Source organism: Halocatena salina (assembly GCF_023115355.1).
GTDB classification, from domain to species: Archaea; Halobacteriota; Halobacteria; order Halobacteriales; family Haloarculaceae; genus Halocatena; species Halocatena salina.
Window position 1 is genome coordinate 306,889 of record NZ_CP096019.1, and the last position, 26,794, is coordinate 333,682.

The window sequence follows — 26,794 nt, forward strand, 5'->3', positions numbered from 1 at the left end:
CATCAGTGATGGCTTCACTGATAAGATCTTCGTCGAAGCTACGAAAAAGCAGTCTGTGGATCGCAGCCGCCACAACTCCGTTCAGGGCAGGGATGCGGCGGGGACACAGAATCCCGAAGCACCCACCTTGCTATCTGTAGAAACATTTGTGTAGGATGGTTCGCATTGATCGTATGTACTAGGCATGGCTAATCGAACCAATACACAGACCGTTGGTCGAATCACGGATCTTCGTATCAACGATCACATTCAAGTTCGCTCGTTGGAAACAGGTCGAGAAGACGCGTTCATCGTCGACGGATTCGAGCTTAACGTCATCGAGGGACGACCAGAAATCACGGTCCAGCTCCGAACGCCTCACGACGAACCGGGACCGATCGTCTTGTTCAATACCCCGGGAGGAATCTGTTTGAGTCCGACCGACGTTCCCCAACGCCAAAATATCGAGGCGGAAGTCGCCCTGTATGAGGGGAATGAATCGCAAGCCCACCAGCGCCAATAACGAGATATCGGATCGTACGACACGAGATACGAACGAAGGCAAAGCCCCCAGATCGTGGTGAATCCGACTACAGTCATTCGATCACCTGCTCGATTCTGTTACTATTAAATTAGATTCAGAGCGCGGGTGTACCATGTTGCACTCACAGGAACAGCGAGCGCGATGAGAATCAGCACGTAACGGTGATATTCGAAGGTGGCACCCGTGGGGTGGGAAAACGCGAGCTGAGTGGGAACGGTAAGAGCCCAAACCGCGGAAAAGCCGGCGATGAACAGACCAAAAACGAGACACACTCCAGCAGCGAGTGCGGGATCGGAACGTCGAGAACGGCCGGAAGCGAACACGACGACACAGACGAGCGCGAACAGGCCGGCAAACAGCGGATTGAACGCGCCGGTGGTGTAATACGTGTTCGCTGCCGTCGGTGAGAGGAGGACGTATGGAACCGCGAGAACGAGTACGACTGACACACAAGCGATGATACCGACCAGAGGGGCGAGACGAACGTCGTCCATATCTGTCACCCCGAGCGCGATCGGCTTAATTCTCGTGAAACGGCACCGCAAAGTACACAATCATTCGGCCCTCGAATCCAGTATGGGCCTCGGTGGAACAGCGAAAAAGCTCCAGCAGATCGCCAACATGGCCGAAGAGATGTATGCCCGAGTGAACGATCTCCGCGAGCAGCTCAACGGCCTCAGTCAAACGGTCGAGCAAACGGACACGACAGTCGAACAGCTCCGACGGGAGCATGCCGAGACACGCGCACTGGTTGAGCAACTGGCGGAAAAACAGGGGATCGACATCGATGACGTTCGTACGGACACGAACGAGCCGAGGGAACCGCGACAGTCCGAGCAGCCTCACCGCGGCCATCCACCCGATGAACACGATCGCGGGCGACGGGGTGGACGAGGGACAGCCCCCGGCTCGTCGTCGGTCGACCGGCCACCAGGAAACCAAGAGGGCTGATTCCGGTCTGTTATCCTAACAGCCGTCGGTGTTCTACTTTCATACAGCTGTCTTGGACGAACTGCCGTCCAGACGACTCCACTCGCCGGCCAGCTCTGTCGTCCCGAATCCCGAGTTGGAGCCAGACGGTTTCGACGTCATCCCGGTCGAGCACCTCCATAACGATGCCGTCCACTTCTTCGCTCGGCCGAAAAACGTCGACGATATCGATTTCGTCATCGACCTCACTCAGAGAGTCGTACGCGGTCTGACCGAAGATTTCCTCGGCGTAAGGGTTGACGGGAACGACCGTATACCCGTGTTCGGCCAGATACTTCGGGATTTCGTGAGCATCCTTCCCGGGAGTCGACGAACAGCCAACCACGGCGATGGTGTCTGCGTCGAGGATCGAACGGAGTGTGCTGTCGTCCGTCGAGCGAACCATACCGGTACTACCACGATCACTGGTAAAAACAGTCCGGTAGGAAGGGATCAAACCACTGCTCGCCCGGCGATGAACGCCGCTGCTGCGAGGAACATGCCGTATTTCATGTGGGACTGAGCCGCGGAAGGATTACGGAACGCCTCCATCGTTGCCCCGAGCAACACCAGATCAGCCGGGATCACGACCGCGAGATACGCACGACCAAACGTATCGTCGAGATACGGAATGGGACTCGCAAACACTGTTGCGAGACAGCTCACGAGCGCGATGAAGAGGGCTGGTCGCGCTCCGATAGCGATCGGAAGCGTGTTAAGCCCCTCTTGCCGGTCGCCGTCGATGTCCTCAACGTCTTTCACGATCTCACGGCAGATCGTCGAAAGCGCTGCTAGGAGGGCAAGGATCGCGACCGTCTCCAAGGAACCACTTTCCACTGCTGCGCCACCGAACAAAAACGTACTTCCCCCGAGACACGCCACGACTACGTTCCCAACGCCCGGTAGTCCCTTGAACAGTTCCGTGTAGGCGACGAGAGCAATGAGATTGACCACTGCGATGGCGATCGCAAGCCACGGAAGCACGAGAGAGATCCCAACAGCGGCAGCAAAAAGACCGATACTCAGCGTAAGTGCTCCGCGTGGTGACACGTCTCCTCGTGGGATGGGCCGATCGGGGGCGTTGATGCGATCAATCTCCCGGTCAAAATAGTCGTTGACGGCGTTGCCCGCACCGGTTGCGAGAACGGTCGCGACACTGGCAGCACCCACAGGAATCAGATGTTGAACGATGTTACTGCCGACGTACGCGCCGATGAGCGTGAGTATCCCCGCAGCGAGGGCGTTCACGGGACGAGTGAGTTCGATCAGTCCACGAAGCCTGTTCATGCGAGGTGGTACTGGGGCTACGAAATAAGTGGCGCGAAACCGATAGATGATATTCGGTTCGCCGTTTCGGTGAAATTTCCTCGTGGCACCTCGAAACGATAGTGGTCGATGCAATCCCTTTGGTAAAGTTTAAATCACTCCGATGATTCCCACTGAATAGGGCGCTTAGCTCAGCCTGGATTTAGAGTGCTTGGCTTCGGACCAAGTTGCCGGGGGTTCAAATCCCTCAGCGCCCGTTCGTTTTCCGAACGATTCGAATCCAACAGACGGCAGTTTGGTGTATATAACGCTACCGTCGTTTGCAGCTGAGAGTTCGTTCGGTTTCGGGTCGATTCCGACAGAGGTCGGTGCTGTCATGCGGTTCGCTACATCCAACTCCGAGGGCAACCCACTTCATCAATCGCCCAATGAGCCTGTTGGCTCTGCGATTAATATATGGCCACATTGACCACGCGCGTCATTACTCATGAGCGATAGCGGCGACCACCACGCGGTCACGGAGGAGACAGCTGACGCTTTAGGAGGACACACTTTTGTATATACATGACTATACACTAATTGGGAACGCATGAGCACCGATCGAAAAGAGGAGATGATCACCGTTCGACTCGATAGCTCGCTCAAAGCAAAGATGGACGAGCGTGAGGAGATCAACTGGAGTGGCGTCGCGCGCAAGGCCATCCGAACCACCATCGAGGATTTGGAAACGATGGACGAGATCGCGGCGAGTAACCAGCTGACTGAGCAAGAGGCCCACGAGATCGCCGAAAGCATCACCGACGCCGCCAACAGGCGAGCACGGGACGCTAGCGAAGAGGACGATCACTCGAAAAACAGCGGCACGGTCGCCACACAATGACGATGGCACCCACAGGGACCGTTCCAACGCACCCTCTGAGAGTGGTTTCTGACGGAGACGCGGCGGCAGACGAATCGAATTGATGAACGACGAGCACGTTTCGTACCCGGCGAGGATCGTTATCGATGCAAACACGCTCATTTCGGCAACGTTGACGCCCGGGATCACCCGAGAGATGCTCCTCACAACCGAGGATGAACTCTACTCACCCGCGTTCATTCGTGACGAACTGGACAAGCATCGGGCCGTGCTCAGGGACAAGTCCGGCCTTGCAGACGCAGACCTTGACACACTCCTCGATGCGCTTTTCACGCCGATCGAGACCCTTCCGGAGGATCGTACAACCCGGTATCACAAGCAAGCAGAGCAAGCAATGGACGAGATCGATGTCAAGGACGCGCTCTATGTCGCTGCTGCGCTCGAACTCAACGCAGCAATCTGGAGTAATGACCCCGATCTCCACGAACAGACGCTGACGCCAGCTCTCACAACAGAGGCAATGGTCGCACGAGTCCGGCAGGCACAACGAGAGACCGGTGATGCGTCCGACCGGGAAGAGTGATGCACTCTATGCGTCGCTTTGACGAGTGACACGGCGCTATCTATCCGTCGAATTCTATTTCATCTGCTGTGGCCTCACCTGTAATGAACGATTCACCGAGCGCTGTAAGCCGGTAGTTCGAGGCATCCACTCGTTGCAGAAGTTCGGCGTCTGTGAGCGTTCGACATCGTCGAGAGATGTACTCTCCCGTGTAATCGATATTCGCGGCGATCACTGAGGGGGATGCAACAATTTCCTTCTCGTAGAGAAACTCCATGATGCGCTCATCCCCTTGAGTCATCCAATCTATCCGTGGCCGCATGTGCCTTCGAATACACAGAATGACCACCTTACACCAGGTGAAAACCTGTCTCTAGACACCGAAAACAGAACTGCTAGACACAGATTTTTGATGTTGAACATGGTATAATCACTCATGGTAGAGCGATCAATTGACCACCGTACACACCAATCGAGGTATTGGGATGGGGTATGCCGTCAGGTGCAGTATCGTCACTCCGGATATGAGTAACTCGGAAGAGGCGCTGTCGGCACTCTATCACGCTCTTCGAGCGCCTCGACGACGAGCTGTTATTCACTTTCTCCAGCAGAACGATGACGAGGTGATAACGACGCGCGAATTGGCTCGACAGATCGCAAGCCGTGAACAAGGTCTTACTGACCAACAAGCCACTGGAGAGCCGTATCGGAACGTCTACAACGCACTGTCTCAGACGCATTTACCGACACTAGCGCGCGCTGGCATCATCATCTACGACCCACAGCGCCAGACGGTCCTTCACGGAAAACGGTTCGAGCTTGCGGCACTCCTTCTTGAGATCAACACGCCCACTGTCAAGACGTTTGGTTCAATGACGGAGGAAAATGACGACGACCCCCACAATCACCGATAGAGTATATCGATTCCTCTCATTGGTGCGTTCGATGGTGCCGAGAAACAGCCGATCTCGTCCAAAGTCATGGAGTCGATAGACGACGGTTCAACCGGGCGTGAGCGATCAGTTCTTGATGAGCTACTTGCTGCACTCTCAGAAACCCAATTTCAGCACTGGTACAAGGAGCGTCAGTATCGGAAGAACATCGAGGAGGGAACCCCACACTACAATGAATCTGGGTTCGTTCCCAGTCCAGAACGACATAGCCCCAGTAAACTCCTCCAGTGCCACCGAAAAATCACGTATCAACAGTGTAACGCACCAGCAGAACAACCGGAGCCGAAGGGCATCTTCTGGTTCGGAGCCCAGTTCGAGACGGAGATCGCGATTCCATTCCTACGATACGCGGCCACAGAACAGAGCACCTACGTTCGCAACACGGATTGGATCGAGTATTCCGTCGATACTGTCGACGAATCTTTAGAGATCAAGGGTTCCACAGATCCAGTCATCGTCGACTCGGGCGCGGTTCCACTCCTACCAACTGAGATCAAGACCAAACAATCACTCAACCATGTGTCTTCGCCAATGCGACACCATACTGCGCAGCTTCACGCGTACATGGTTGGTCTCTCCGAGAAATACGATATAGATCTGACAACGGGACTCATCGTCTACGGAAGTCGGGAGTCGCTGGAGATACAAACGTTCGAGATCGAATTTAACGAACGTTTCTGGAACGACGTTGTGTTGGACTGGGCTACGGATCACACGAAACACCGTCTTCAAGAAGATCTGCCGCCCGCTAAGCCGGAGTCAAACTGGGAGTGTAAATTCTGCTCATACCGCGAGCGCTGTGGAAAAGGTACTACATCGTACGATGATGCTGGCGTTTCTGGGTTCCTCCCTGGATTTACTGGCTATCCACGAGCGAGAGTGATCGAATATCTCGAAGGGAATCCTGATGCGGTTCTCACGCCGGCCCTCGCGCTCCAATACCCAGATCTCGCAGAGAGATACGAGGTTGCCGACTGGTACTGTGATGCATGTAGCTCCCGAATCGAGTGGGACGTGGTCACTTCGGCAACAGAACCGCTGTGTCCACACTGTGCAGAGGAGGGGGAACTCACCGTGTTATCGAGACCACCTCAGCAACATCAGGTAGACGAATGAGTGATCTGAAACCGCCTGAATCGGTCTCTGAAGTCAAGTGCCCTGCTTGCAGCGCGAATTCGATGGATCAGACGTACGAACAGTTCGAGGCCGTCTGTAACAAGTGTGGCTACGTCGTACACGACGCCTCTGATGTGACGAACCAGCCGGAGAAAGCGATTGCAGACCTAACGGAAACGCCAGAAACGCTCTCCCCTTCGTGGCTCAATTACTGCACAGTCCAGAATGCAACCGAAGACCGATTGGCCCGCGGGATCGACGTATTGGATGGGATCGGCGACAGTCTAGAGATCGGTGTCGACGTTCGATTTCGAGGTGCCGAGCTATACGGTGAATCTATTCGAGAGAAGCTTACAGATGGTCGAGATGCTGATGTGATCGTAACAGCCGCCCTCTACTGCGCCGCGAAAGAGCACGGTGTGCCACTACCATCGGTAGTACTCATCGATACGGCCGGGATCAACTCGCGAACGTTCTATCGAGTAGTACGCGTACTGGATGACTCGCTCGATCTTGCTCTCCCGACGCCCGTACCTAGTGATTACCTGCCCTACTTCAGTTCGACGTTGGGACTCAGTGAACGACAAGAGCACGAAAGCCAGCGGCTACTAAACGAGATCAGTACAAAATACGCTACGTCGGGGAAGAATCCAGTTGGATTCGTGGCGGCAATAGTGTATACGATTCTCGCTGGCGAGCGAACACAGAGCGAGATCAGTGATGCAGCGGGCATTTCTCAGGAAACGCTGCGCGTCAGGATCGCGGAGTGCAGAGAGGTGGGGATCCTTGAGTGAGCCGAGATGGAGAGCGGCTCATTCCTCCGAAGCCCAAGAGCAGAGTGATGTCGCTATCTACGCCCGGACCTCATCGAGAAATCAGCGCTTCGGGTATTCGTTGAACGAACAGGTTCGGGTGTGTATCGAGCACTGTGAGATGTTGGGCTGGACAGTCGCCTTCATCTACAAAGACGAAGCGGAGAGTGGAAAGGACACGGATAGACCGATGTTTCAGAAGTTGCTGCGGGCAGCCAAACAGAGACATTTCGACGTGATCATGTTCTGGAAGTTGGATCGCTTCTCCCGGAGTCTCATGCACGCAGTCCAGCTAGAGACGGAGGTGCGGACACACGGAGTGGGGTTGTACAGCGTTACCGAACAGATCGATACGACATCAGCGGCTGGCCGCTTCAACTTCCGGAACATTGCGAGCGCTGCCGAGTTCGAACGAGACATGATCCAGCAGCGAACGCAGATGGGACTCAGAGCGCTTGCGCTCGATCATAAGTGGCCGAACGATCAACCACCGCTCGGGTACGCAAAACGCGCTGATGGCACACTACGGCTTGAGAAGTCTGAAGCCGAGCTAGTTCGGGAGATATTCGACCTGTATCTTCAAGAACGATCGATGCCTGCGGTCGCAGAGCTGCTCAACGGAAGAGAAACAACCACCAAAGCGGGAAACCGATGGTGTGCCCGCGCAGTTGGAGACGTTCTCCGCAACAGCATCTATATCGGGGAGTACGAAGTCGGTGATATAGTTGAGACCGTCCCCGAATATCGCATCGTCGATGACGATGTCTTCCAGCGGGTTACTGCTGTGAGACATCGTTTTCGGAGAGAGAAAGAGAAACGGACTTCGATGCCCGCCTCCCGTAAAGAGAGAATCGTCAACGAGATGCTCGACACATACGATGAGTATTTGCAGAGCTATCGCTGCTGAATATTCATCGTCATCTCAGGAGAATTCAGTTGTTGGTCAGTTGCTCGCGCAGTCCACGGAGTTGGGGAATCTCTTGAAGGAGTTTCATATGGCTGTACTCACTGTCTCTCGGCCATTTTCTCGTGGTGCTACATTCCTTACACCGATACATGTACGCAGATAGTGACGTACCGGTTAGATCCCGTTGTCCGTTTTTTACCATCTCATTACTACCACAGTTCTCACACCTGAGTGTGACAGCTGGACTCGATTCGACGACACCGAACAGGTCGAATTCCTCGATGAAATCCACGATTTCTTCCGTGTCGTCGTTCATGGCATGGATTTCGTTTTTTCGTTCGATGATTGCTTGGACCTCATCGAACGTCTCTTCTTCAATCATCTGCAATGCTGGATCGTCAATCACCCGCGTGCCGTGATAGTCACTGGCGGCTTCAGCTGATACCTGGGGCCTCCCAATGTACGCGTGCTCCTGTAGACAGGTTTTGATTCGATGTCCATCGAATACGGGACCGTACTCGTTCTCGATCCGTCGTTTTGTCTCTGCGTAATTTTCACAGTCAATGAATTCGTGGAAGGTCTCTTGAACGACTGGAGCCAGCTCTGGGTCCTTCTCGATCCAGCCGTCCTCTGTCGCCGAATATCCTAGTGGAATAATTGGATTGTATGCTCGCCAATCTTTCTCGTCAATGAAACTGCGGATGACGGATTCGTTTGCTTTCCGGAGCCGCATCTCATTCATCAGCTGGCCCATCAACGACATCAGGTGTGTCCGTAGGAGACCTTGGGTACTACTGATATCCTGCTCACCGGATGGCGTCACCAGTGTCACGTCACACTCCGTCTGGAGGAGATAGATGAAATAGAGCGTTTCAGCTGCTGCTCGTCCGATCCGACTGATGTCTTGAACGAGGAGATAGGAAACAGCCTCCTTTTGCGCCTGCTGAAACACCTCTTGAATCCCATCTCGATCGAAGCTCGTCCCTGTCTCTCCTTTGTCTCGAATCGGCTCACACTCAAGGGAAATTCCTTCGTTGTCGGCAATCTCCCTCAGGATAGCGATCTGCGATTCGAGACTCGTACCATCGGTGACTTGTTTCTGAGTGCTGACGCGGGCGTAGATGATCCCCGTATGACGATCCTTGTCTGGTTCATTTTGCGGTGGATCGTCGGGAGATACCGAATCTAAGTCCGAGTCCTCGGACTCAAACGCTGTAAGACGTGATTGATTCGATCGAGCATCTGACTCCTTCTTGGATGAGGGTTGACGCTCTAAATGGACTCGTGGAATCCAACGCTTTAAGCTCTGTACTCGGCTTCTTATATGAGATAGGATACGGTCACCCTTCCCTGATCGCATCCTACCTTCTTTAAGTGTTCTGTACCAGATCGTGGGTTTGTTATAAAGCGTCGCATGGGAGGGGCGTTTTTGTTCACTGTGGCCGTTCACAGGTACCCACCCCCAGAACTCTCCTCTCGAGTCTTGTCCAAGATTCGCTGGCGGAGAGCCCGCTTCTCTTCGTCAGTCCGTTCGTCGTAGTGCTTCTCAATTATCTCTCTACTAACATCACACCGTTCGCTGAGTGTTCGATCAGGAACGCCTTCCTGACGTTTCTGAGTGAGGTACCCGTGACGAAGTGCGTATGGTGGCCGACTGGAGGGACACCGTGATGCAGCATCGTCTCGTTGAGCTGCTTCACAAGCGTCGATATCGCGATCATGGGGACACTCTCCAGAAAGAGTACACGGGCGACTCCACTTGTAGACGTGTTTTCGCATCGTTGATTTCGAGAGTCGACCGTGATTCGAGGTGATAAAGGGTGACCGTCCACTTTCCGTCGTGACTTCGATCCTGTTGTTATCGATATAGTCACGGAAAACCTGCGCAACGTCATCGGAAATAGAGATCTGGCCTTCGCCCTTCACACCGTTTTTCAGGGATGTTTCCTCGGGTCGATGATGGAATTCAACGTACGGATTGTCACGGTTGAGATGGAGATCTTCGAGATCAAGTGAGTGGAGACAGCCAGGGCGTCGGCCTGTATGAGCATGAAATGCCCAAATGACGTGCGTACGAGTTGCGTACTCGTACTTCTTGAAATACTCCAAAATTGATCTAAGTCGATCTGGATCGAGCCGAACATCTCGAACGCCGTCAGTCTCGTTGAGTTCTGGGACATTGATCTTTTCGTGGAAGCCCGCAGGAACACCTTCGATTTGTCCAAGAAACCGGAAGAAGTCACGAAGGAGATACATATCATCCCTAAGCGTTTTGTTTGACAGCGGAGTGGTTTGATCGGTCGATTCGGTACGCCGCCACTGGCGGTACTCCTGAAGCTGACGTCCGTCGAGGTCGTTCAAGTTCTCGATCTGCAGTGTGTCACAGAAGTGTTCAAAGTGTGTGAGCTTCCGCCGATATTCAGCAATTGTATTAGGACGGATATCCGTCGATTTGTTTTCCAAGAATCGGGTGATCGCTTCTTCGGGAGTGATCGGTTGCAGACTTCCAGGCGCGTTCTCGTCTAATTCACGCACATGCTCGACTAAATCTGGATCCAACGCCTGTAGAACTTCGATTACGTCCGATTGGCTCACGCTCGTTTCACCTCAGTTGGAACCGCTATCTGTGTGTTCGCGTCACGATACTCAGGATCGCGAGAGATGTGTCTCATCATAGTCTGTCCCGTGCTGGTTGGACGATCTAAACGTCAGCAGACCACGACGTGATCAACGACTCTATGAATCCAGCTGGAACGGGTAGAATCCCCTCCGTCTGAACCCAGCTTACTTGTCGGTTGCTGACGATGCTATTACTAACGCGCTCAAGGACCCAAGTACGGAGCTAGCGTGATCCAACCAGCTATTGTATGGTTTTGTCTCCACACTGAGTCATTCCTATGGTGAAAATAAACGGACTAGACTAGTGTACTAGTACTAGATGTACGCTTGTTATTTGATGCTAAAGTCGTGTGCATCTGCGATGCTAGCATATAGCAAGATAGAATTTGAAGATTAGTCCTCCTCAAGACGAAGAAAATAGAGCGTCGCACCACTTCGAAGGAGATAGTTCGACCGATCATCGATTCGGCATCGATGAAGTGCTTCGTCACCATCCCAACGATACTGGTCTGCCCCTCCAGTCGCAGCATCCTCATATCGTATTATTAAATCTTCATCTAGACTCCGTAGTATTGAACGAATATGATCATTAGAAACATCCCCTGTGTCACCCCGATTCTGTTCGTAGAGTTGTTCGGTGATCTTCGTATTGAGTGTAGAGGCAGTCTGTTTACTGAATTGGTCCTCATCCCATGCAGCATTGATCAAGGCTTCTATACCGAGGACTTCTTTCAATGCGTTGCGTTCGTCTTTGATCGTGTACTCTATTGAGGCTGACAAAAACTCAGGAAGTGCTTGTGTATTCACGTACACAGTCGTAGTGTCTTCTATCTCATCGGATCGACCGAACCGAAGAATTGCTTGAAACACTTTATTGCTGGTAAAATGACGATAGATGTCGTCTCCGAATCCTGTGAACCCTGTGAGCCCCCCATCCGGAGATCGGTTCGGCTCTGTTGCCTCTCCACAGAGAACCGACCACTGGGTGACGATATCGTCACCAGGATATGGACAGCCAGAGACGAATCCGAGAGATTCCTCTGCGAATTTGTTCGAACTCGTGATAGATGCATAATTTAGGGCACACAGATCGCCCGTACTATATTCAGACGTAGTGCAATCTGGATCGGACTTGATACACTGCTCAAACCACGAACTGTTTGATCTCGAGCGGTATTCTTCGAGTGCTTTCTTCGGAGCAATTACTGGGTAGGTCGAATCCTCAATGATCCGAACAGCTTTGAACCGCTTGTCGTCTCGGCTGGAGACATTTCCACCGGAATAGAGATTAGACCCATCGGCAAGCTGGACGAGCTGCATGTCGAATGCATCTCTAAGGTACGTATCCAGCCGATCGCGCGGAAGGATCTGTTTCGTTGTAAAGCTACAGTCGTAGACTGCCTCCCACATTTTCTCTGTGGGCAGTGCATCAAGACCCACAACCTGCTTCGCAGAGGTAAGGCGTGGTGGATCAAGGATCACCATCTCACCCGAATTCCGATCTCGAGCACACTGCACCCCTCTACTCACGCCTGCAGCTTCCCAATGGTCGGGTGCATGTACGTGTTCCATGCCTAGACTCTTCTTTTCCATCAATAAGAGACTCAACGTGAGAAGTGGCGTCAGAACATGCGTCGTCTCGAAAGGGCTAGGGGTTATTTCGAGTAACTCGCGGGCACTTTCTCGGTCTACCCCTGTATCCTTCAACCAATCAACTGCGGTCAATAATCGATCAGATTGCTCAATGCGAGCCTCAATGATATCGGTAATGTCGTTGAGAGGGAGGGAGTCATGGGATGTGAGAAAGTGAGAGACCAAGTCAGCAGGATCATCGCGGATGTTGTTATCTGACGGGAATCGGTTGAGAAACGGACCTGAGTTGAATTCGTCAAGGATCACCACTCGATCGGCTATGTATTTCTCATTGAGAGCGTGTTGATGATTGCCGATGAGAAGGTCGACATTCTCGTACTCGGTTTCGTCTTGTAGCCGTCTATACTTTTGAACGTACTTGCATCCAGTTCTCCCTTCTTCGTCTTTATTGGCGGTTACGCACGGCGTATAGACGGTTTCTGGGCTTACATTGTGAACCTCCACTGCCGTCATTCCTTTGGCGTACAATTGCCGAGCTTTCTGTGTCTCACCGCTATTTTCGTTACAGAATGTTGAACAATCCCGATATGGACTAGGAATCGTTCTATACGTGATGGTGCCCGTATCGCGAGCAAACGTTCGCGCTTGTTCATAGAGGTCTCTCCTCGATGCTAGATACGTAACGTTGCAGTCGGTTTCTGCACTCAGTCGAACTGCGTTGCGTGTTTTACCACTGCTAGGTGGAGCTTCGATTAAGACGGGTTCCTCACAGTGAATCGCTTCCTCAATAGCATCCTTCGTGGCCTTACGGATTGACTTTAACATAGTTCTTCACAAAGTGAGTTAGTTGAGTCGTCTACTTGCCGAGGATGTGTCCAACCAGCCACGGCAAACAGATGACAGATTCCACGAGTGGGGGACCTTAACGTTCTCGTTACCGCGATTTATTATCATAGTACACTCTAAATATTGTCGATATTGCCGCGAGGAACTCAGGAGTTTCTTTGAGTTTCCTTGTTAATGTTGCACAAAGACGGTTGTTGGATTGTCGTCACCAAACTCATCTGCTGCTGTCTAAAAATTCAATTAGTATTGAACGAACAAACGCTGTGCAGTGAAGTTCACAAAGAGCGCGGAAACGCCACATGGAAGGAACACACTGACTAGTTCGAGCTGTTCGATAGAGGGCGGTGATCCCAACCACTCGTTACTATATATGTCTCGGATTATTTGTTACGTATACGATGTCTGATTTGGCAAAGAAACAGGTCGTCATTCTCGATCTTGATCGGACGATTTGTACGTACAGTCGATCAAAGGAGGAGGTTCTAATGCGTGCGTTCGAAGAGTGTGGGTTGGAGTCGTTTTTCACGATCGAGGCGTTCGAGGCAGCGATGGAGACGTTTGAAGGTGATGATGCGGTAACGACGAAGTCGGACTGCCGTCGTAAAAGCTGTGAAGCACTGGCAGTTGAACATGGCTATGCTCGCTCTATCGGCACCGAACTCGGAGAGGTGTACTCTCATCGGTGGAGATACGGTCCGGTTGAGTTCCTTGACGGGTCTGAGACGGCGCTCTCGATGCTCGCCGACCAGTACGAGCTCAGTCTCATAACGAACGCCGAAGAAGCAGTCCAGCGGCCGAAACTGGAGCATCTCGACATCCGTCCCCTGTTCGAGACGATCGTCTACGCCGGGCATGACACCGAATATAAGCCGCATCCAGAACCGTTCGAACGGGCGTTACAGGAACGAGGCGTAGTTTCTGACGACGCGCTCTATGTTGGCGATAACTTCGAGTCCGATGTGCTCGGTGCTGACGCTGTTGGGATTGACACGGTGTGGGTGTCCAACGAGTCCCCACCAACCGACGCCGAGACACTACCAACCGTCCAGATTGGCTCGTTAGCGGAGCTCCCATCGCTTCTCGGTGTGTAATCGTCGAATGGGCACTTGACTAGCTCTCACTCAGAGAAGCAGCAACGAAGACGGCACAGGAGATAGCGAACACAGTAGTATATAAACAGACCACAACAATTATACTTGATGGATATCTTTTTGCACTAAAGTATGACATCGATAGAAGACAACGACAAATACGTCGTTTATCACGGGATCGAGGACGGAGCAGCGATATTTTCGCTATTTACGCGTGATCCTGATTTAGACTTCGATAGAGCAGTCCGTCGAATGACAATGGATCCAGACGATGTGCCACCGGAAACTGAATTTGAAGATCACTTCTGGGTCGAGATAGAAGAAAATGAGATTGTAACTCTACAATTTGATCCCGAATTCACTGAGGAGAAAAAAGAAACATACGAAGAGGTGGAAAAAATACATCAAGAAATGCAGGAAGCCAGTCGACAGGAGTTAAATGACGACGACGAATGATTCTGAACCACTTGCTAATGGAGTGTGGGAGAAATATACCCTTGATGTTGAACAAGCTGATGCACATGTGATCATATCTCCAAAAGGAACAACAACAGTAATAGACGCTGACGAGGAACAGATCGCAGATGGGTTAGATCAGATATTCGCTGATCGAGTTACAGATGATGGAACTGAGCCACAGACAATCGATCATTTTGCGGTGACACATATCCATGATGACCACGTTGATGGTGTTCGGGTGCTCAAAGATACCGGCTACACCATCGATCAAGCATATCAACCAAGCGCTATTCGATACGAGACTGGAAAGGATGGTCGAGTCAAAAGGGCCGTATTAGGTGCATATTTTGAGGCATTATCTGATCACGGGATCGAACCCAATGAAATCAACCAGCTCACTGAGGGCGACCCAATACTCGAAGAGGAAGACACCACCCTCACAGCTCTCTCCCCTCCAGCAACCGCGAAGACGGTTGAGACGACGAGCCAGACCTCTGGCCATTGGTGTACGCTCAAGCCGGAAAAGGCGAACGGTAACGGCGTCGTCTGTAAGTTTGAGGGTCCGAACGGCGTTTCGGGACTGTTTATGGGCGATGTAGGCGATGAGAGTGCTCACAATGCCGAAAGCTGGCTGGTCGAACAGCACGATGAATCCGACAGCGACGTGGATCTGAACACCAACATCCTGTTTCTCGGTCACCACGGCTCAAAGAACTCAACGGGTGAGAAGTTTCTCAACGAGGTCGATCCCGCGCACGTTGTGATTTCGAGCGGGCTCGACAACAACTACACCAGTAAGAATCAGTATGACGGTCACCCACACGACGAAACCCTCAAACGCCTCCACGAGCGGGAGATCGATGTTCACTGGACGGCCGTCCACGGAACGGTAGACACGACCGTCGAAGAGGAGAACATCACACTCGATCACGACACCACGATCGAAACCACCGACGCGGCCGACATCGCCGCGCTGAAATACTACGGGCAGGAGAACGATCTCGACCAGGAGGCTCTCGCCGAGATTGAGGAAATCACGCGCTCGGAGCTGCCTGAAGAGACACCCGAGTGGGTGAATGAGGTCTCGCTCGTCACTGAACAGTCCACGATTGATCCGGAGAAAATCGAGGAACTCCATGAGCTGGAAACCGAACGGAAAGATCTCAAAGCGGAGAAATACCAACTCGAAGAGACTCGCGACGAACTCCATGAAACGAAGACTGACCTCGAACAGGAGTATGAAACCGATACAGGGTTGACTGAGCGTCTCACTGGGGCTGTTGGTTCACTCTGGGATGGTAAAACCACTGGCGATGGGATGTCCCAGAAGGACACGACAGTCGACCACCGAGAAGAGGAACCGGACCCCACCGAAGATGAGGGACATGATCGTCCGTCCACAGACGCAGACACACACCCCAGTGAGGCTGAGGCCGATCCACAGGACGGCGACGCCGAGCAGTCAGATGATATTGATGCCACGATTGCCGCCTACGAACAGCGAAACGCCGTGCTGAGAGCCGAGGTCACCGAACTCACCGAACAGGTTGAGGACCTGATGGCTCATGTCGGGACGCTTGAACAGGAAATCTCCTCTCCAGGTCTGCTCGATCGTCTCACCGCGGCTATCAGTTCCGATACGGGCGATACCCAGCCGACTGAAATCCGACGCGCACGCTTTTCGGAAACAGCCTCCTCGCTGGCGGACACTGACACGGAGACGACGACGGAAGAGACAGAATCGACGGATCAAGAGCACGCCAAAACCACCAGAGAAAAGGAAACGACTCAAGAGCAAGCGCAACCGACAGCCCACACGTCCGACCAGACGCGTTCTACATCGACACATCAGGAACAAGATTCCAGCAGAGATCGCTCCGATGAGAGTGGATTCTCACTCTAACGGTAGTGGACACGAACACTCGCCGTTGGTATCGGTACACTCCCCACATTATTCTCTTCCAACGCGCATTTCAGAACATCTGCATTCTGATTTCATCACGCCCGTCATCTCAAACATCATAGAAAAAATTATTATAGTATAAATGTATACTGTTCAGATAATGGTACACAGACCAGCCTATCTCCTCCCCCCGCGGGTGTCCTTTACAACTGCTCTTCTTAACATCCCGACTATTGTTCATTTTTCTGCCGAGATGCTTCCCGTAATCCTAATGGACCGATACGATTATGATCGGCTTCGAGCACGGACACTCCAAGCTGCGGCGGGGAATCTGAAAGGACTTTATCTCACTATGGCATTCGATGAATTACGTCGGCGCGATGTGATTCAACTGGTCGATTACGCAACGTTTCATTCACCAGTAACCCAAGAACGGTCGCTTCAACGGACTCAAGCACTACTGAGGAACACTCCAGAAGACGTTCATCACCGTTTGGCAGTGGACGCACTTGATGAGTGGATTGACTATGGTCGAGGAGCGTACCAAAAACCGTTCCGTGAAGCAATTGGTGAGGAAACTAGCTCGTTTGTTGATCTCCGTTCAGATGAGGAACACCAACAACGAAAGCTAAAACGCGGCACGAGTAATCCAGTTCGACGGAACGAGAAAACACTCAATAAAGGGATGGCTGCGCTTGCTATTCGCCAACAGACCCAACAGCAGTTGAATCTTGATGTTCGGGGGGTCATTTGTAGCTCCCAGTATGAGATTATCGATGACTTTCTCTCATCCGCTACCCAATCGTCTGGACCGGGTACTGATCGATGTCGTCCCAGTATTGATACCGATGAGATAGCAGCATTAGAACCCGTCAGACGGACTGTAGGCATTAATACATCTATGATTTCACAAACACAAGACCTTCTTTCCGTCACGAGTCGGGTGACGACCGAGATCGCTGGAGTACAGCATAACGACTGGTTTATGCTTTCTCCGTCGTTCGCTATTCCGAACTATCAAGACATATTTGACTTCGACATGATCCATCGACAGGCACGTACGTATGACATTGAGCGCCTTGTTGCAGAAATAGAGAGTGTTATCAATACGTTAGATGCAAGTAGAGCAGACGAGACGTCGCCGAATGAGTTACAGTATGATGCTGGGTGGGTGGCTGAACAATTTGGTTTGTCCTCACCTACGAACACTGACCAACCAGCGGGACTAACAGATATGGTTGAGTATCTATTCACCCTGTCAAACTACGCCCGAGAATTACGCACCCTCACTGAGAGAGAAACTGTCTCAGAAGCTGCTGCATTGATCGGAGTCAGCATCGTTGAAAGTGGCCGATACCACGAAGATGAGGCAGTGTATCAGCGATGTATGGAAATGTTACACCGACTGGCCCCCGAATCCTTCGATGATATGAAACCAGCTCAGTTTCGAAAGGAACGTCAAAGTATCACGTGGAGGGATTCTGTTGATTGGTTTGAAGCGGTTGATCGTTGGCGGTAGTATCAGATGTATGACAACCAAACACGTCCGCAGAACCAAACAGTTGAAGCGTTCCATCTCTCTAACCATAGGAGATGGAACACCAGACTTCTGACCGGAAAGACGATCACATCGATATTATTCTCCGAGAAGATGTCGAGACTTCTGGGACCGGTTTCTCAGATGTGCAACTACTCCACGAAGCGCTTCCGGAATTGCATCAAGACCACATCGATACATCGGTTGAGTTCTGTGGTCAAGACCTCACTGCGCCGGTGATCATCGAAAGCATGACTGGCGGCCATCCGAATACGACCAAGATCAATCGTTCGTTGGCCAAAGCCGCACAGAGAACCGGCATTGCGATGGGTGTTGGGAGCCAACGTGCCGGGCTTGAGAACCCCGATAACGATGAGTTGATGGAGTCGTTTACTGTGGTCCGAGATGTGGCACCTGATGCGTTCATCTACGGAAACATCGGTGCTGCACAGCTTTCGGAGTACGGTGTCTCGGGTGTCGAACAGGCTGTATCGATGATCGACGCTGACGCACTGGCGATCCATCTGAACTTCCTCCAAGAGGCCGCTCAGCCGGAGGGTGATACTGACGCGAGAGGTTGCTTGGAACAAATCTCGATCATCGCGTCTGATCTGAGCGTTCCTGTGATAGTCAAGGAAACCGGCAACGGAATTTCCGAGGAAACCGCCAGTCAACTCACCGCAGCTGGTGTCGATGTTCTTGACGTTGCTGGGAAAGGAGGAACGACGTGGTCTGGTATCGAGGCCTACCGTGCGCGCGCAGCCGGAGCGAATCGCCATGCCAAGATCGGGAAGCGCTTTCAGAGCTGGGGCATTCCAACCGCGGTGAGTACAGCCCGTGCAGCTGCTGTCCATCCTTGCGTGGTCGCAAGTGGAGGCGTTCGATCAGGGTTGGACATCGCAAAGGCAATCGCACTGGGTGCATGTGCTGGCGGGATGGCGAAACCGTTCCTCCAACCAGCGACAACAGGTGCTGACGCTGTTGTAGATCTTATTGAGGATACCATCGCAGAGATCCGAACAGCTATGTTCGTCTCCGGAGCAGTATCAGTTGACGCATTACAGGAGACTGACTACGCAGTAGTGGGCCGAACGAAGGAATTCCTTGAGCAATTCTGAGTATCTCCCTACTCAATACGGGCCTCAACAGTGTATGTAACACTCCCGTTCGTACGCACGGTTGTCACCCATCCTTCGATCGGGTGCCCATCAGTTTCGTTTTGACGAACGGCTCCCTCAATGACGGTCACATCTCTTGTGGATCTGTCGTCGGGCTCCGGTCGTGTCATAATTGTCTGTTCTGTTTCGATATGGTAGTAGTTGATATCATCACCCATTCCCGTTATACGCAACATCTTCTCATCGTTCTGATCGTGGCACGGGGTATGGTTCGCCGGAGAACTAGTATAGGTCGCATCTGTTGGAGTCGCAGACTGGGCCAGACGAGGCCCATCGAGCAGTCCGACGACACCACAGAGAGCAGTGTGTTTCAGGAATCGCCGTCGACTTGCGGCCTCAATCTGTGAATTCTCGTCCTCTGTACGTTGTCTCGTGGATTGCTTCTCGGTCATCACCGTGTCCTCCATCTGGTGTATTTGAACGAGTTATTCTGGAAATGCAGCCTGAGGATCGTTTAACCACGCGGTAAGCTCTTCTACTGTTGCGTTCTCCCCAAGGAGAGCCGTGGCGGCGGTTTCACACGCCGCTGGCAAGCACTGGGCAATGTCATCTGAGGATGGAAGAGAGAAGGCGAAGACAGAGCTTTCAGCGAGCGGTGTTCCTCGGATAATTCTTTCAATCTCTGCCTCTCGTTCAGATCGAATACGACCAAGTCCACTTTCGTTCCCGAACGCGGTCAGAAACTGTCGTCGAAACAGAGCCCGTCGCACAGCGATCAGACTGTCCTCAGTGGCCACGTTAGGATTCAGTGAGTACCAGGCTCGTTCGAGTGTGAACGTGCCCTCAACAAGTTTGAGTCGAACGACTTCGATGACCGGCCCCCGAAGTCGTTCGTGCAGAAGATCAACGTACATGGTCCGTGTCTCGGTATCGGAAACGATTGCATCGTGAGGCGCCGCCGCCGGTGAACAGGTGTGGTGAAAATCATCAGCGGTAATCTCTTGTAGCGATCGTCCCGCACGAAGCTCGTGAATAACATAAACCAACCAAAGATCACAGTATTGCTCACTGACGGGTGATCGGAGTGTTTTGTCCAACTGATCGAACTCAACGTCGTGGTTCCTCATGAGTCGCCAGAGTGTCGCTTCAGTTCCTCGAAGAGCAGTCACACGAGATTCAACAGCCCGTTGGACGGCTGGATCAGCCATCGTATAGTCCTCGGTCAACATCGCCAGCAACTCAACGATGAATCGACTCGGTGTTGTATACAGCACTGCTAATCGATCAAGGAACTCCATGTCGGTCCATGTGCGTGCTTCTGCCCCGACGAGAATAGACCGATAGTACAATTCGAATTCCTTCCACAGGGCGGTGTCGGGATCTAATAAACATTGCACGTGCTCACGTTCATGCCGGCGGATGTTCTCTTTGAGGAGAGTCGCTGCTTGCGTCGCGACAGTGTCATCGAACGACTCGTACAGCCCCGGTATGAGAAGATCCTGGCGGAGAGCATCACGGCTTTCGGCATCAACAGTGGCCCGGCTGTGGATCAGGTCAATGAGTGCCCGCTCGTCGATATCGGTGAGGAGCATTGATCGGGATAAGGAGTCTACACTCATCCCCATATGGCCGTGCATCCCTAGCGCACCACGAACGTGGACATCAGGTGTGGTTCCCTTGATAGTCGGCTCACCAGTGGGGACGAACGTTAGCATCGATGAAGCAGCGTGTGAAGATGTCTGGTGCTTCGTTGATTGATGTACAGCTACTCCAGCTATCTCAAGCGGCATCTCAATAGTGAAAATCGGCTTTTTGGTCTCGATCAGTTCACCCAGCCAACTGGTCTGGCTGTTTCGAATTCGGGTGATGTCGGTAGACGCCTGACCAAACGTCGGACCGAGTTCGATCGTGATAGTTCTCGAAGAGTCTCTGGTGGTCATCAGTTGTGGGACTGATTCTCGGTCTCTTCGACCGGTCCCAATGGGTACACACCGGAGTCCACATCAAGCAGCCAGTACGGCGTCAGCTGTCTGCTCGTATCGTGCTCATCAACGATTCGGCTCAGCCGTGCGAGTAGTTCTTCAGCTGTCATCTCCCTGATCGGTAGTATAGGCTGTACCTCCTGTTGATCATGTGGTGTATCATTTGTGTCCTCACGAGTCACACAGTACCCAAGCACGACTGTCGGTGATTCCTGTATATTTCTCTTGCCCGTAGGTTGCGGCTGACCACCACTGAATCCCTGTGGCTGGAACTGATTGGTAATATCACCCGTAACAGATTGACGGTGAGAGTGCTCATCCTCTCCAGTCGGAAGACGATGGCTTTCACCTGATTCACTACGGTTTTTAGTATCGTTACCCGCAGTTAGAGCATTCCCCTCAGCTCCGTCACTCACGTTGATCTTATCTTGTTCACGGAGTAACTGGGTGATCTCATGAAACAACCGTACGTGTTCCTGCCCTTTTTCGGTGAGTTCGATCTGGCTCCCATCGAACGAAAGCACTTCCGCCTCATTGAAGCGTTGGACCGCCTGCCGAACCTGCTTTGTCGTTACACTCTCACCTCGCTCTTGCCGTCGCGTATCGATATCTGAGACGACATCATCGATCCACACCGGCTGCGGTGTTCCGATAAGTCCATCAAGATCACTCCGTTCATACAACGAATCGAGGAGTAAAAACGGGAGTGTACTCCGAGAGTCGTGCAAGGGGGTAAGCATTCCTGCGACTGCGTCTTTGTCAGCCTCTTCCTGCCACTCAACAGCATGAAGATCACAGCCTAGTCGATCCATCATCCCGCTAATCAGGCCGATGATGGATTCTCCGGCATCCGTGACGGTGTAGCGAGATCCTCGCTTTGCTATAAGTGGAACGGGAAGCGACGCTAACGATCGAATGTAAGACGAAACGGTTGATTGGGTCCGGCCGATAGCCGCAGCGATCTCGGCCTGATCCTCGGTTGTGGTATCGTACATAACGAGAAGCGACGCCAGTGTTGGTGGTGTCAGTGTCCGCAGAATCTCCCCAGTAGCAACGATTACGGGTGTTGGTCGGTCAGTAGTGTTCGGATGAGGCATGGCCAGGGTGACTCACATTCTCCTATTGTACGTTTGGCAAACCATCGCATGCACATAGAAGCCCGATACATATGAAAATTATGTCTACTAGCACCAATACTATACCTTATACCCAAATATTTATCTTCTACTTCGAATAAAGCTAGTATAGATGTGCGATATTGAAAGGCGACGAGCGGTAGAGAAGATGCAACAGGACCAACCGAACAATGAGACACACAAGGTCGATATAGCACAGTTTGTCGACGAGCAGTACTGCCCAAACTTCACGATTAAGCACGGACTCGACTCGACGACAGACGATGCGTTCTACTTCGCGTTCGTCTGTTCTGGCAGTGAATACCCGAATCCATTGAAAGGCGATCCTCACGAGTTTCAGGATCAGCCGCTTCGCTGTGTACGCTGTACTCGCGTCTCGGTTCTGGTTGGATCGGCACTTGAACAGTTCGCCGAGGAGGTGTACTATGCTGGGTGAGACTCGTGAAAGACAGTGGAAGCAGATCAACTTCCGGACTGTCAAGACGGTTCTTGGCATGGAATTTCTCCATGAACTCTACAATAGATACCACCCAGAGATCAACTGTCTCCGATTCAAGAACACGGTCATAGCGACGGAGGGAAAGCAGGTCACCAGCTACGCTCCGAAGGATGAATGGGAATTCATGGGGAAATGGTTCGGAAAACGATTTCTTAAGAAAGACCAAGCGGTTATTGACAATTTGCAGTCATACCTCGACCGACCGAAAGAGAGGTTCCATCGGTTCCTTGAGGAGATGGAGACGGCAGACATCACAGAGCTGGATAACGAGGAACTCGCTATGGCCCTCATTGATATCCAGTTCGTCCCGCTGACCGAACTCTACACAGTCAATCACGTCCAGATAGAACACGCACTGAATGGGGCGATCGATACCCTTCTTGAAAGGGAATTCGACGATGAAGAGGAGTTCAATAAAGCCAAGTCGACACTCATCTATGCAGACAAGTTGACCGTTGGTGTTGAAGAGAAGCAAGCGTTCTACGAACTGGTCAAAGACGGTCTTGAACTGGGAATAGACACCATCGAACAGGGAGACGGAAACGCTGTTACTGCTGTCCGTGATCATTTCGAGGAGTACAGATACATTCATAGCGCGTACGGAGCCGAGCCATACGAATTCGAGTACTACGTTGAACGCTATAACGATCTCGCGGACAAAGGGATCGCACATATCGAGACCACCCTTCAGCAGATCGAAGCAGCTGACAAGCGGGCTGCTCATCGACGGGAGGAATATCTATCGAAGATCGACCACAACGAGCAGTTGAAAGAGCTTGTTGAGTTGATGGCCAGCGTCGGAACCCTTCGTGACAGAAACAAGGCATTGCTTGGCCAAAGCACGAAGTACAGAGAGCAACTCCTCAACGAAATCAGTGAACGATCCGGTGTGCCACGTGAAGAACTCAACTGGTATTTCCTTACGGAGCTGTGCAAGCTATTGGACAACGGCTCACGGATCGATGACGAAACGATAGCGTCGCGAAAGGTTGGTATGGTCTTCACCCGCAACGAACTCGTCGATACAAACGCATCGTTTGCCATCGAAGACGACGCTACCGGTGTGTTAGCTGGCGAGTGTGCCTCGGTTGGGACATACGAAGGAGTGGTTCGTGTCGTTCGAGATAGCAGCGACAACGATCGAATGAATCTCGGCGATGTCATGGTCGCACCGGGCACAGATTTTGACCTCATCAACGCGATGCAACGGGCCGGTGCTATCGTGACGGAGGAGGGTGGAATCCTAAGCCACGCCGCAGTCATCAGTCGAGAGCTGGACATCCCGTGTCTCATCGGAGTCGAAAAGGCGACTGAACTGCTTGAAGGCGGGAAACGCGTCCGTGTTGATGCCGATGGGGGCGAAATAACGGTGCTGGGTGATCAAATATGACACGAATCGTTTTTCTCCGTCATTTCGAGACACAGATCGACGAAGAGAAACCCGTCTCTGAATGGGAACTGACTGAAGACGGCGAAATAGCCATGCAGAAACTACTCGAAAGTCCCACCATCGACGGACTGACGAGGGTGTATTCCAGCCCAGAGCACAAGGCCCGCTACACGGCCCAGGCCGTCGCTGCGGAGCAAGATATCGACTGTCGAACGGTGGATGCGCTTCGAGAGGCCGACAGGAGCGGAGAGGGCTTCATCGAGGATCCGGATGAGTACGTGCGCATGGTCGGTGAACTGCTTAGGAACCCGACCGTGCCGTTCGAATGGGAAGACAGGATTGATGTCGAGAATCGCATCAGAACGTTCCTCGATACAGTTGGTCCGGATGAAGGCCGAGTGATGGCCGTTTCTCACGGAATCTTCTTGTCTGTGCTCTTTTCGCAGTGCCGAGATGAGAAACCGCTTGCGTTCTGGAAAGAGCTTGGTTTCGGGGAGATCATCGAAGTAGATCGAGCTGAGTTGGTGGAGGTCTTCGAGACATGAGTCTCGTCTCTTTGGCCGATGTCAACCCGAACGCCGTCGAGCAGTACGGAGGGAAGGCCACCACACTCGCCAGGCTTATCCAAGAAGGGTATACCGTTCCGGACGGGATCGCTGTGGAGGCACAGTTCTCTCACAACGGCCATCTCCACAGGATCGGTGACCGAGTTGAGGAGTGGGCGCGGTCCCGAGGATCTACTCCAGTTATTGTCCGGAGCAGCGCCAACATCGAAGATGGAGCAGCAAACAGCTTTGCTGGGCTGTTTGAGAGCTTCATCGTACCGCCTGATGATGTCTTGGATGCAGTTGAGCGCTGTTACAGCTTCATTGATTCCACCAGGGTCACAACGTACAGCCAGACGTTCGGAATTGATCCGGAGACGATTCGGCTTGGTGTCATCGTTCAGGAAGTAGTAGATGCCGATGCCTGCGGAGTCTGTTTCACAACCCATCCAGTCCGGGACGATGATACGGTGGTTATCGAGGCAGCTGCTGGTATCGGCTACTCGGAACAAGATGATGTGACACCCGATCGCTTCGTTGTCTCCCAAGACGGGGAGCTGGTAACGAAAGATGTCTCAGTGCAACAGTATACGACTGCGCTGACTGAGGACGGACTCATCGACCGAGAATCAGCCATAGAGAGGCAGGTTGTTACCGATAGCACGGTCGTACGCATCGCTGAACAATGTCTGGGCATCGAGAAAGCGCTTAGCTACCAAGCAGATATCGAATGGGCCGTACGGGATGGAACGGTGTTCATCCTGCAAGCCCGTCCTATCACGACATGAGCAGTTTGATAACCAATACTACTGGCCGAATCCAACGACGAATGTCCAATCAGCACGCATGATCTCGAATTGGTGGCGTTTCCCCTCGTGGCTTCCAGTACAGCGATCGAAAGCCATCATTGACGCCTACGGACTTGGTCTGTTATTTTCAGCGAACGTATTCGGAGCTGGCTCGGTATACATCCTTTCGAATACTGGAGCGAATTTCGGCTTCACTCTCCTGTGGACGTTACCGCTTGCGTTGTTCGTCGACATGGGTATGCACGAAATGTCCGGCCGACTTGCCACGATTGACAAACCGCTCATGGAGTACATCCGCAATACGATCGGGACGGGTCCGTCCAAGGTCGTCTCCGTCGGACTCGCGTTTATCATGCATTTTTGGGCGATTTCGAACTACGCGGTGGCAGGCACTGCACTCGTGTGGTTGACACCGATCAACAATACCTATCTCGGGATGATACTTGCTGCTGGTAGTGGGATCGCCATTCTTGAACTTCGGGTGTACGACCGTATTGAGGCTGCGATCACGACACTCATATTTGCTGTGTTCGGTATCTACCTTGTTCTCGTTTTCGGGATCAATCTCCCGGTACAGCAGGTTGCAACTGGGCTGGTCCCAGCACTGACAAGCGACATTGGATATCTGGTGACCATCGTCGGGCTGTTTGGGACAACAGTCTACTACCCGAACTTCTTTATCCAGTCAAGTATCCGCCCCACGAAGGGATGGACAGAGATGGCCTTATACCGACGGGATAATTTCGTTGGAATCACCTTTGTTATCCTTCTCAGCATAGCCGTTATCTCCGTTTCGGCGGCAGTCTTAGAACCAGGCACACCAACTCTTACCAGTCCTGGTACACCACTGGCATCGATACTTGGGTCAACAGCACTGACTGTGTTCGTCTTCGCGGTGTTTCTGGCGTCGTTCACCTCAGCAACCGGAACGCTGTTCGGTGCCGGGTTCCTGGTTCCGCAGGCGTGGGGATACACGACCGTTTTCGGTGACTATCTGTTTCGACGGATCGTCCAAGCACTGATTGTCCTATCGGTCATCTTTGCAATCCTGCTGTTGGAAGTCACCGATATGAGTACGGTTCGTCTTGCCCTCGTGATGCCTGCTGTGAACGGTCTCATCGGGTTACCGATCACCGCACTTGCACTCTATTTCGCAAACCGGAAGTTCTTCGACCATCCGCTGTTGCTTCGAATCTACTTCGCTCTCCTCGTTGGATTGATGTTCGTGCTAGGGCTGCTAACAGCGCAGGGTCTTCACGGACAGATCATTCATTGGATATGAATATTTGACTCCTTGAAT

General features: G+C 52.4%; 28 protein-coding genes and 1 tRNA gene. 19 read left to right on the forward strand and 10 right to left on the reverse strand.

Translation table 11 applies throughout. The features are described from left to right. The first annotated feature begins 184 nt into the window (after window positions 1-184). Window positions 185-502, forward strand: a complete 318-nt coding sequence (locus MW046_RS01570; protein ID WP_247993818.1) for a hypothetical protein — start codon at window positions 185-187, stop codon at window positions 500-502. A 104-nt stretch (window positions 503-606) separates the two neighbouring features. Here the strand turns inward: MW046_RS01570 and MW046_RS01575 are convergent, their stop codons facing one another. Beyond that, window positions 607-1,017 carry a DUF7548 family protein gene (locus tag MW046_RS01575; protein WP_247993819.1) on the reverse strand — a complete coding sequence of 137 codons (411 nt, stop codon included), beginning with the start codon at window positions 1,015-1,017 and terminating at the stop codon, window positions 607-609. An 82-nt stretch (window positions 1,018-1,099) separates the two neighbouring features. Between MW046_RS01575 and MW046_RS01580 the strand changes: the two genes are divergently transcribed. Further along, the gene (locus MW046_RS01580; protein ID WP_247993820.1) at window positions 1,100-1,474 is read left to right on the forward strand and encodes a DUF5798 family protein; all 375 of its coding nucleotides are present in this window, start codon (window positions 1,100-1,102) and stop codon (window positions 1,472-1,474) included. A gap of 10 nt (window positions 1,475-1,484) precedes the next feature. Here MW046_RS01580 and MW046_RS01585 read toward each other — a convergent pair whose 3' ends face one another. Together MW046_RS01585 and MW046_RS01590 are read right to left on the reverse strand one after the other, a co-directional pair. Next, the gene (locus MW046_RS01585; protein ID WP_247993821.1) at window positions 1,485-1,898 is read right to left on the reverse strand and encodes a CoA-binding protein; all 414 of its coding nucleotides are present in this window, start codon (window positions 1,896-1,898) and stop codon (window positions 1,485-1,487) included. 47 nt (window positions 1,899-1,945) lie between these two features. Next, window positions 1,946-2,779 carry a geranylgeranylglycerol-phosphate geranylgeranyltransferase gene (locus MW046_RS01590; protein WP_247993822.1) on the reverse strand — a complete coding sequence of 278 codons (834 nt, stop codon included), beginning with the start codon at window positions 2,777-2,779 and terminating at the stop codon, window positions 1,946-1,948. 159 nt (window positions 2,780-2,938) lie between these two features. Here MW046_RS01590 and MW046_RS01595 point away from each other — a divergent pair. From MW046_RS01595 to MW046_RS01605, 3 genes are all read left to right on the forward strand, one after another. Then, window positions 2,939-3,015 (forward strand) — tRNA-Arg (locus MW046_RS01595). A gap of 332 nt (window positions 3,016-3,347) precedes the next feature. After that, a complete protein-coding gene (locus MW046_RS01600) occupies window positions 3,348-3,638 on the forward strand; it encodes an AF_0619 family ribbon-helix-helix protein (RefSeq protein ID WP_247993823.1) in 291 nt (96 codons plus the stop codon). Window positions 3,639-3,720: 82 nt separating this feature from the next. Further along, window positions 3,721-4,200: a PIN domain-containing protein gene (locus MW046_RS01605; protein ID WP_247993824.1), complete on the forward strand. Its 480-nt coding sequence runs from the start codon at window positions 3,721-3,723 to the stop codon at window positions 4,198-4,200. A gap of 40 nt (window positions 4,201-4,240) precedes the next feature. On the opposite strand, the gene MW046_RS01610 is transcribed toward MW046_RS01605, so the two are convergent. Then, window positions 4,241-4,501, reverse strand: a complete 261-nt coding sequence (locus MW046_RS01610) for a winged helix-turn-helix domain-containing protein (RefSeq protein WP_247993825.1) — start codon at window positions 4,499-4,501, stop codon at window positions 4,241-4,243. A 202-nt stretch (window positions 4,502-4,703) separates the two neighbouring features. Here MW046_RS01610 and MW046_RS01615 point away from each other — a divergent pair, with 202 nt between their 5' ends. The 4 genes from MW046_RS01615 to MW046_RS01630 all read left to right on the forward strand — a co-directional run bounded on the left by MW046_RS01615 (window position 4,704) and on the right by MW046_RS01630 (window position 7,967). Further along, window positions 4,704-5,093, forward strand: a complete 390-nt coding sequence (locus MW046_RS01615; RefSeq protein WP_247993826.1) for a DUF7344 domain-containing protein — start codon at window positions 4,704-4,706, stop codon at window positions 5,091-5,093. Between the two features lie 66 nt (window positions 5,094-5,159). Further along, window positions 5,160-6,248 (forward strand): CRISPR-associated protein Cas4, encoded by a 1,089-nt coding sequence (locus MW046_RS01620; protein ID WP_247993827.1) that lies wholly within the window; start codon window positions 5,160-5,162, stop codon window positions 6,246-6,248. Window positions 6,249-6,310: 62 nt separating this feature from the next. After that, complete coding sequence (locus tag MW046_RS01625; RefSeq protein WP_247993828.1) at window positions 6,311-7,042, forward strand: transcription initiation factor IIB family protein; 732 nt, start codon at window positions 6,311-6,313, stop codon at window positions 7,040-7,042. After that, window positions 7,035-7,967 (forward strand): recombinase family protein, encoded by a 933-nt coding sequence (locus tag MW046_RS01630; RefSeq protein WP_247993829.1) that lies wholly within the window; start codon window positions 7,035-7,037, stop codon window positions 7,965-7,967. Before MW046_RS01625 ends, MW046_RS01630 begins: the two co-directional genes overlap by 8 nt. Window positions 7,968-7,992: 25 nt before the next feature. On the opposite strand, the gene MW046_RS01635 is transcribed toward MW046_RS01630, so the two are convergent. The 3 genes from MW046_RS01635 to MW046_RS01645 all read right to left on the reverse strand — a co-directional run bounded on the left by MW046_RS01635 (window position 7,993) and on the right by MW046_RS01645 (window position 12,692). Then, window positions 7,993-9,327: a recombinase family protein gene (locus tag MW046_RS01635; RefSeq protein ID WP_247993830.1), complete on the reverse strand. Its 1,335-nt coding sequence runs from the start codon at window positions 9,325-9,327 to the stop codon at window positions 7,993-7,995. 86 nt (window positions 9,328-9,413) lie between these two features. After that, window positions 9,414-10,562 carry a tyrosine-type recombinase/integrase gene (locus MW046_RS01640; protein ID WP_247993831.1) on the reverse strand — a complete coding sequence of 383 codons (1,149 nt, stop codon included), beginning with the start codon at window positions 10,560-10,562 and terminating at the stop codon, window positions 9,414-9,416. A 417-nt stretch (window positions 10,563-10,979) separates the two neighbouring features. Continuing rightward, window positions 10,980-12,692 (reverse strand): hypothetical protein, encoded by a 1,713-nt coding sequence (locus tag MW046_RS01645; RefSeq protein ID WP_247993832.1) that lies wholly within the window; start codon window positions 12,690-12,692, stop codon window positions 10,980-10,982. A 731-nt stretch (window positions 12,693-13,423) separates the two neighbouring features. Here MW046_RS01645 and MW046_RS01650 point away from each other — a divergent pair. The 5 genes from MW046_RS01650 (at window position 13,424) to fni (ending at window position 19,133) form a co-directional block, all read left to right on the forward strand. Beyond that, on the forward strand, window positions 13,424-14,116 hold the full coding sequence (locus MW046_RS01650; protein WP_247993833.1) for an HAD family hydrolase: 693 nt from the start codon (window positions 13,424-13,426) through the stop codon (window positions 14,114-14,116). Between the two features lie 132 nt (window positions 14,117-14,248). Then, entirely contained in the window at window positions 14,249-14,572 is a 324-nt protein-coding gene (locus MW046_RS01655; RefSeq protein ID WP_247993834.1) for a hypothetical protein, read from the forward strand. A 202-nt stretch (window positions 14,573-14,774) separates the two neighbouring features. Then, on the forward strand, window positions 14,775-16,478 hold the full coding sequence (locus MW046_RS01660) for a ComEC/Rec2 family competence protein (protein WP_247993835.1): 1,704 nt from the start codon (window positions 14,775-14,777) through the stop codon (window positions 16,476-16,478). A gap of 271 nt (window positions 16,479-16,749) precedes the next feature. Further along, window positions 16,750-17,997: a hypothetical protein gene (locus tag MW046_RS01665; RefSeq protein ID WP_247993836.1), complete on the forward strand. Its 1,248-nt coding sequence runs from the start codon at window positions 16,750-16,752 to the stop codon at window positions 17,995-17,997. 74 nt (window positions 17,998-18,071) lie between these two features. After that, on the forward strand, window positions 18,072-19,133 hold the full coding sequence (fni, locus tag MW046_RS01670) for a type 2 isopentenyl-diphosphate Delta-isomerase (protein WP_247993837.1): 1,062 nt from the start codon (window positions 18,072-18,074) through the stop codon (window positions 19,131-19,133). An 8-nt stretch (window positions 19,134-19,141) separates the two neighbouring features. Here the strand turns inward: fni and MW046_RS01675 are convergent, their stop codons facing one another. The 3 genes from MW046_RS01675 to MW046_RS01685 all read right to left on the reverse strand — a co-directional run bounded on the left by MW046_RS01675 (window position 19,142) and on the right by MW046_RS01685 (window position 22,212). After that, entirely contained in the window at window positions 19,142-19,585 is a 444-nt protein-coding gene (locus MW046_RS01675; protein ID WP_247993838.1) for a hypothetical protein, read from the reverse strand. Window positions 19,586-19,618: 33 nt separating this feature from the next. Next, window positions 19,619-20,848, reverse strand: a complete 1,230-nt coding sequence (locus tag MW046_RS01680) for a hypothetical protein (protein WP_247993839.1) — start codon at window positions 20,846-20,848, stop codon at window positions 19,619-19,621. Between the two features lie 224 nt (window positions 20,849-21,072). Further along, window positions 21,073-22,212 (reverse strand): helix-turn-helix domain-containing protein, encoded by a 1,140-nt coding sequence (locus MW046_RS01685; RefSeq protein ID WP_247993840.1) that lies wholly within the window; start codon window positions 22,210-22,212, stop codon window positions 21,073-21,075. 151 nt (window positions 22,213-22,363) lie between these two features. On the opposite strand from MW046_RS01685, the gene MW046_RS01690 reads away from it, so the two are divergent. From MW046_RS01690 to MW046_RS01710, 5 genes are read left to right on the forward strand one after another with little or no spacing between them, the layout of a single operon-like run. Continuing rightward, complete coding sequence (locus tag MW046_RS01690; protein ID WP_247993841.1) at window positions 22,364-22,687, forward strand: hypothetical protein; 324 nt, start codon at window positions 22,364-22,366, stop codon at window positions 22,685-22,687. Continuing rightward, window positions 22,677-24,140: a PEP-utilizing enzyme gene (locus MW046_RS01695; RefSeq protein ID WP_247993842.1), complete on the forward strand. Its 1,464-nt coding sequence runs from the start codon at window positions 22,677-22,679 to the stop codon at window positions 24,138-24,140. The genes MW046_RS01690 and MW046_RS01695 overlap by 11 nt, the downstream gene beginning before the upstream one ends. Further along, a complete protein-coding gene (locus tag MW046_RS01700; RefSeq protein ID WP_247993843.1) occupies window positions 24,137-24,685 on the forward strand; it encodes a histidine phosphatase family protein in 549 nt (182 codons plus the stop codon). The genes MW046_RS01695 and MW046_RS01700 overlap by 4 nt, the downstream gene beginning before the upstream one ends. Further along, a complete protein-coding gene (locus tag MW046_RS01705; protein WP_247993844.1) occupies window positions 24,682-25,473 on the forward strand; it encodes a PEP/pyruvate-binding domain-containing protein in 792 nt (263 codons plus the stop codon). The genes MW046_RS01700 and MW046_RS01705 overlap by 4 nt, the downstream gene beginning before the upstream one ends. Window positions 25,474-25,531: 58 nt before the next feature. Continuing rightward, window positions 25,532-26,776 carry an NRAMP family divalent metal transporter gene (locus MW046_RS01710; protein WP_247993845.1) on the forward strand — a complete coding sequence of 415 codons (1,245 nt, stop codon included), beginning with the start codon at window positions 25,532-25,534 and terminating at the stop codon, window positions 26,774-26,776. Window positions 26,777-26,794 lie beyond the last annotated feature (18 nt).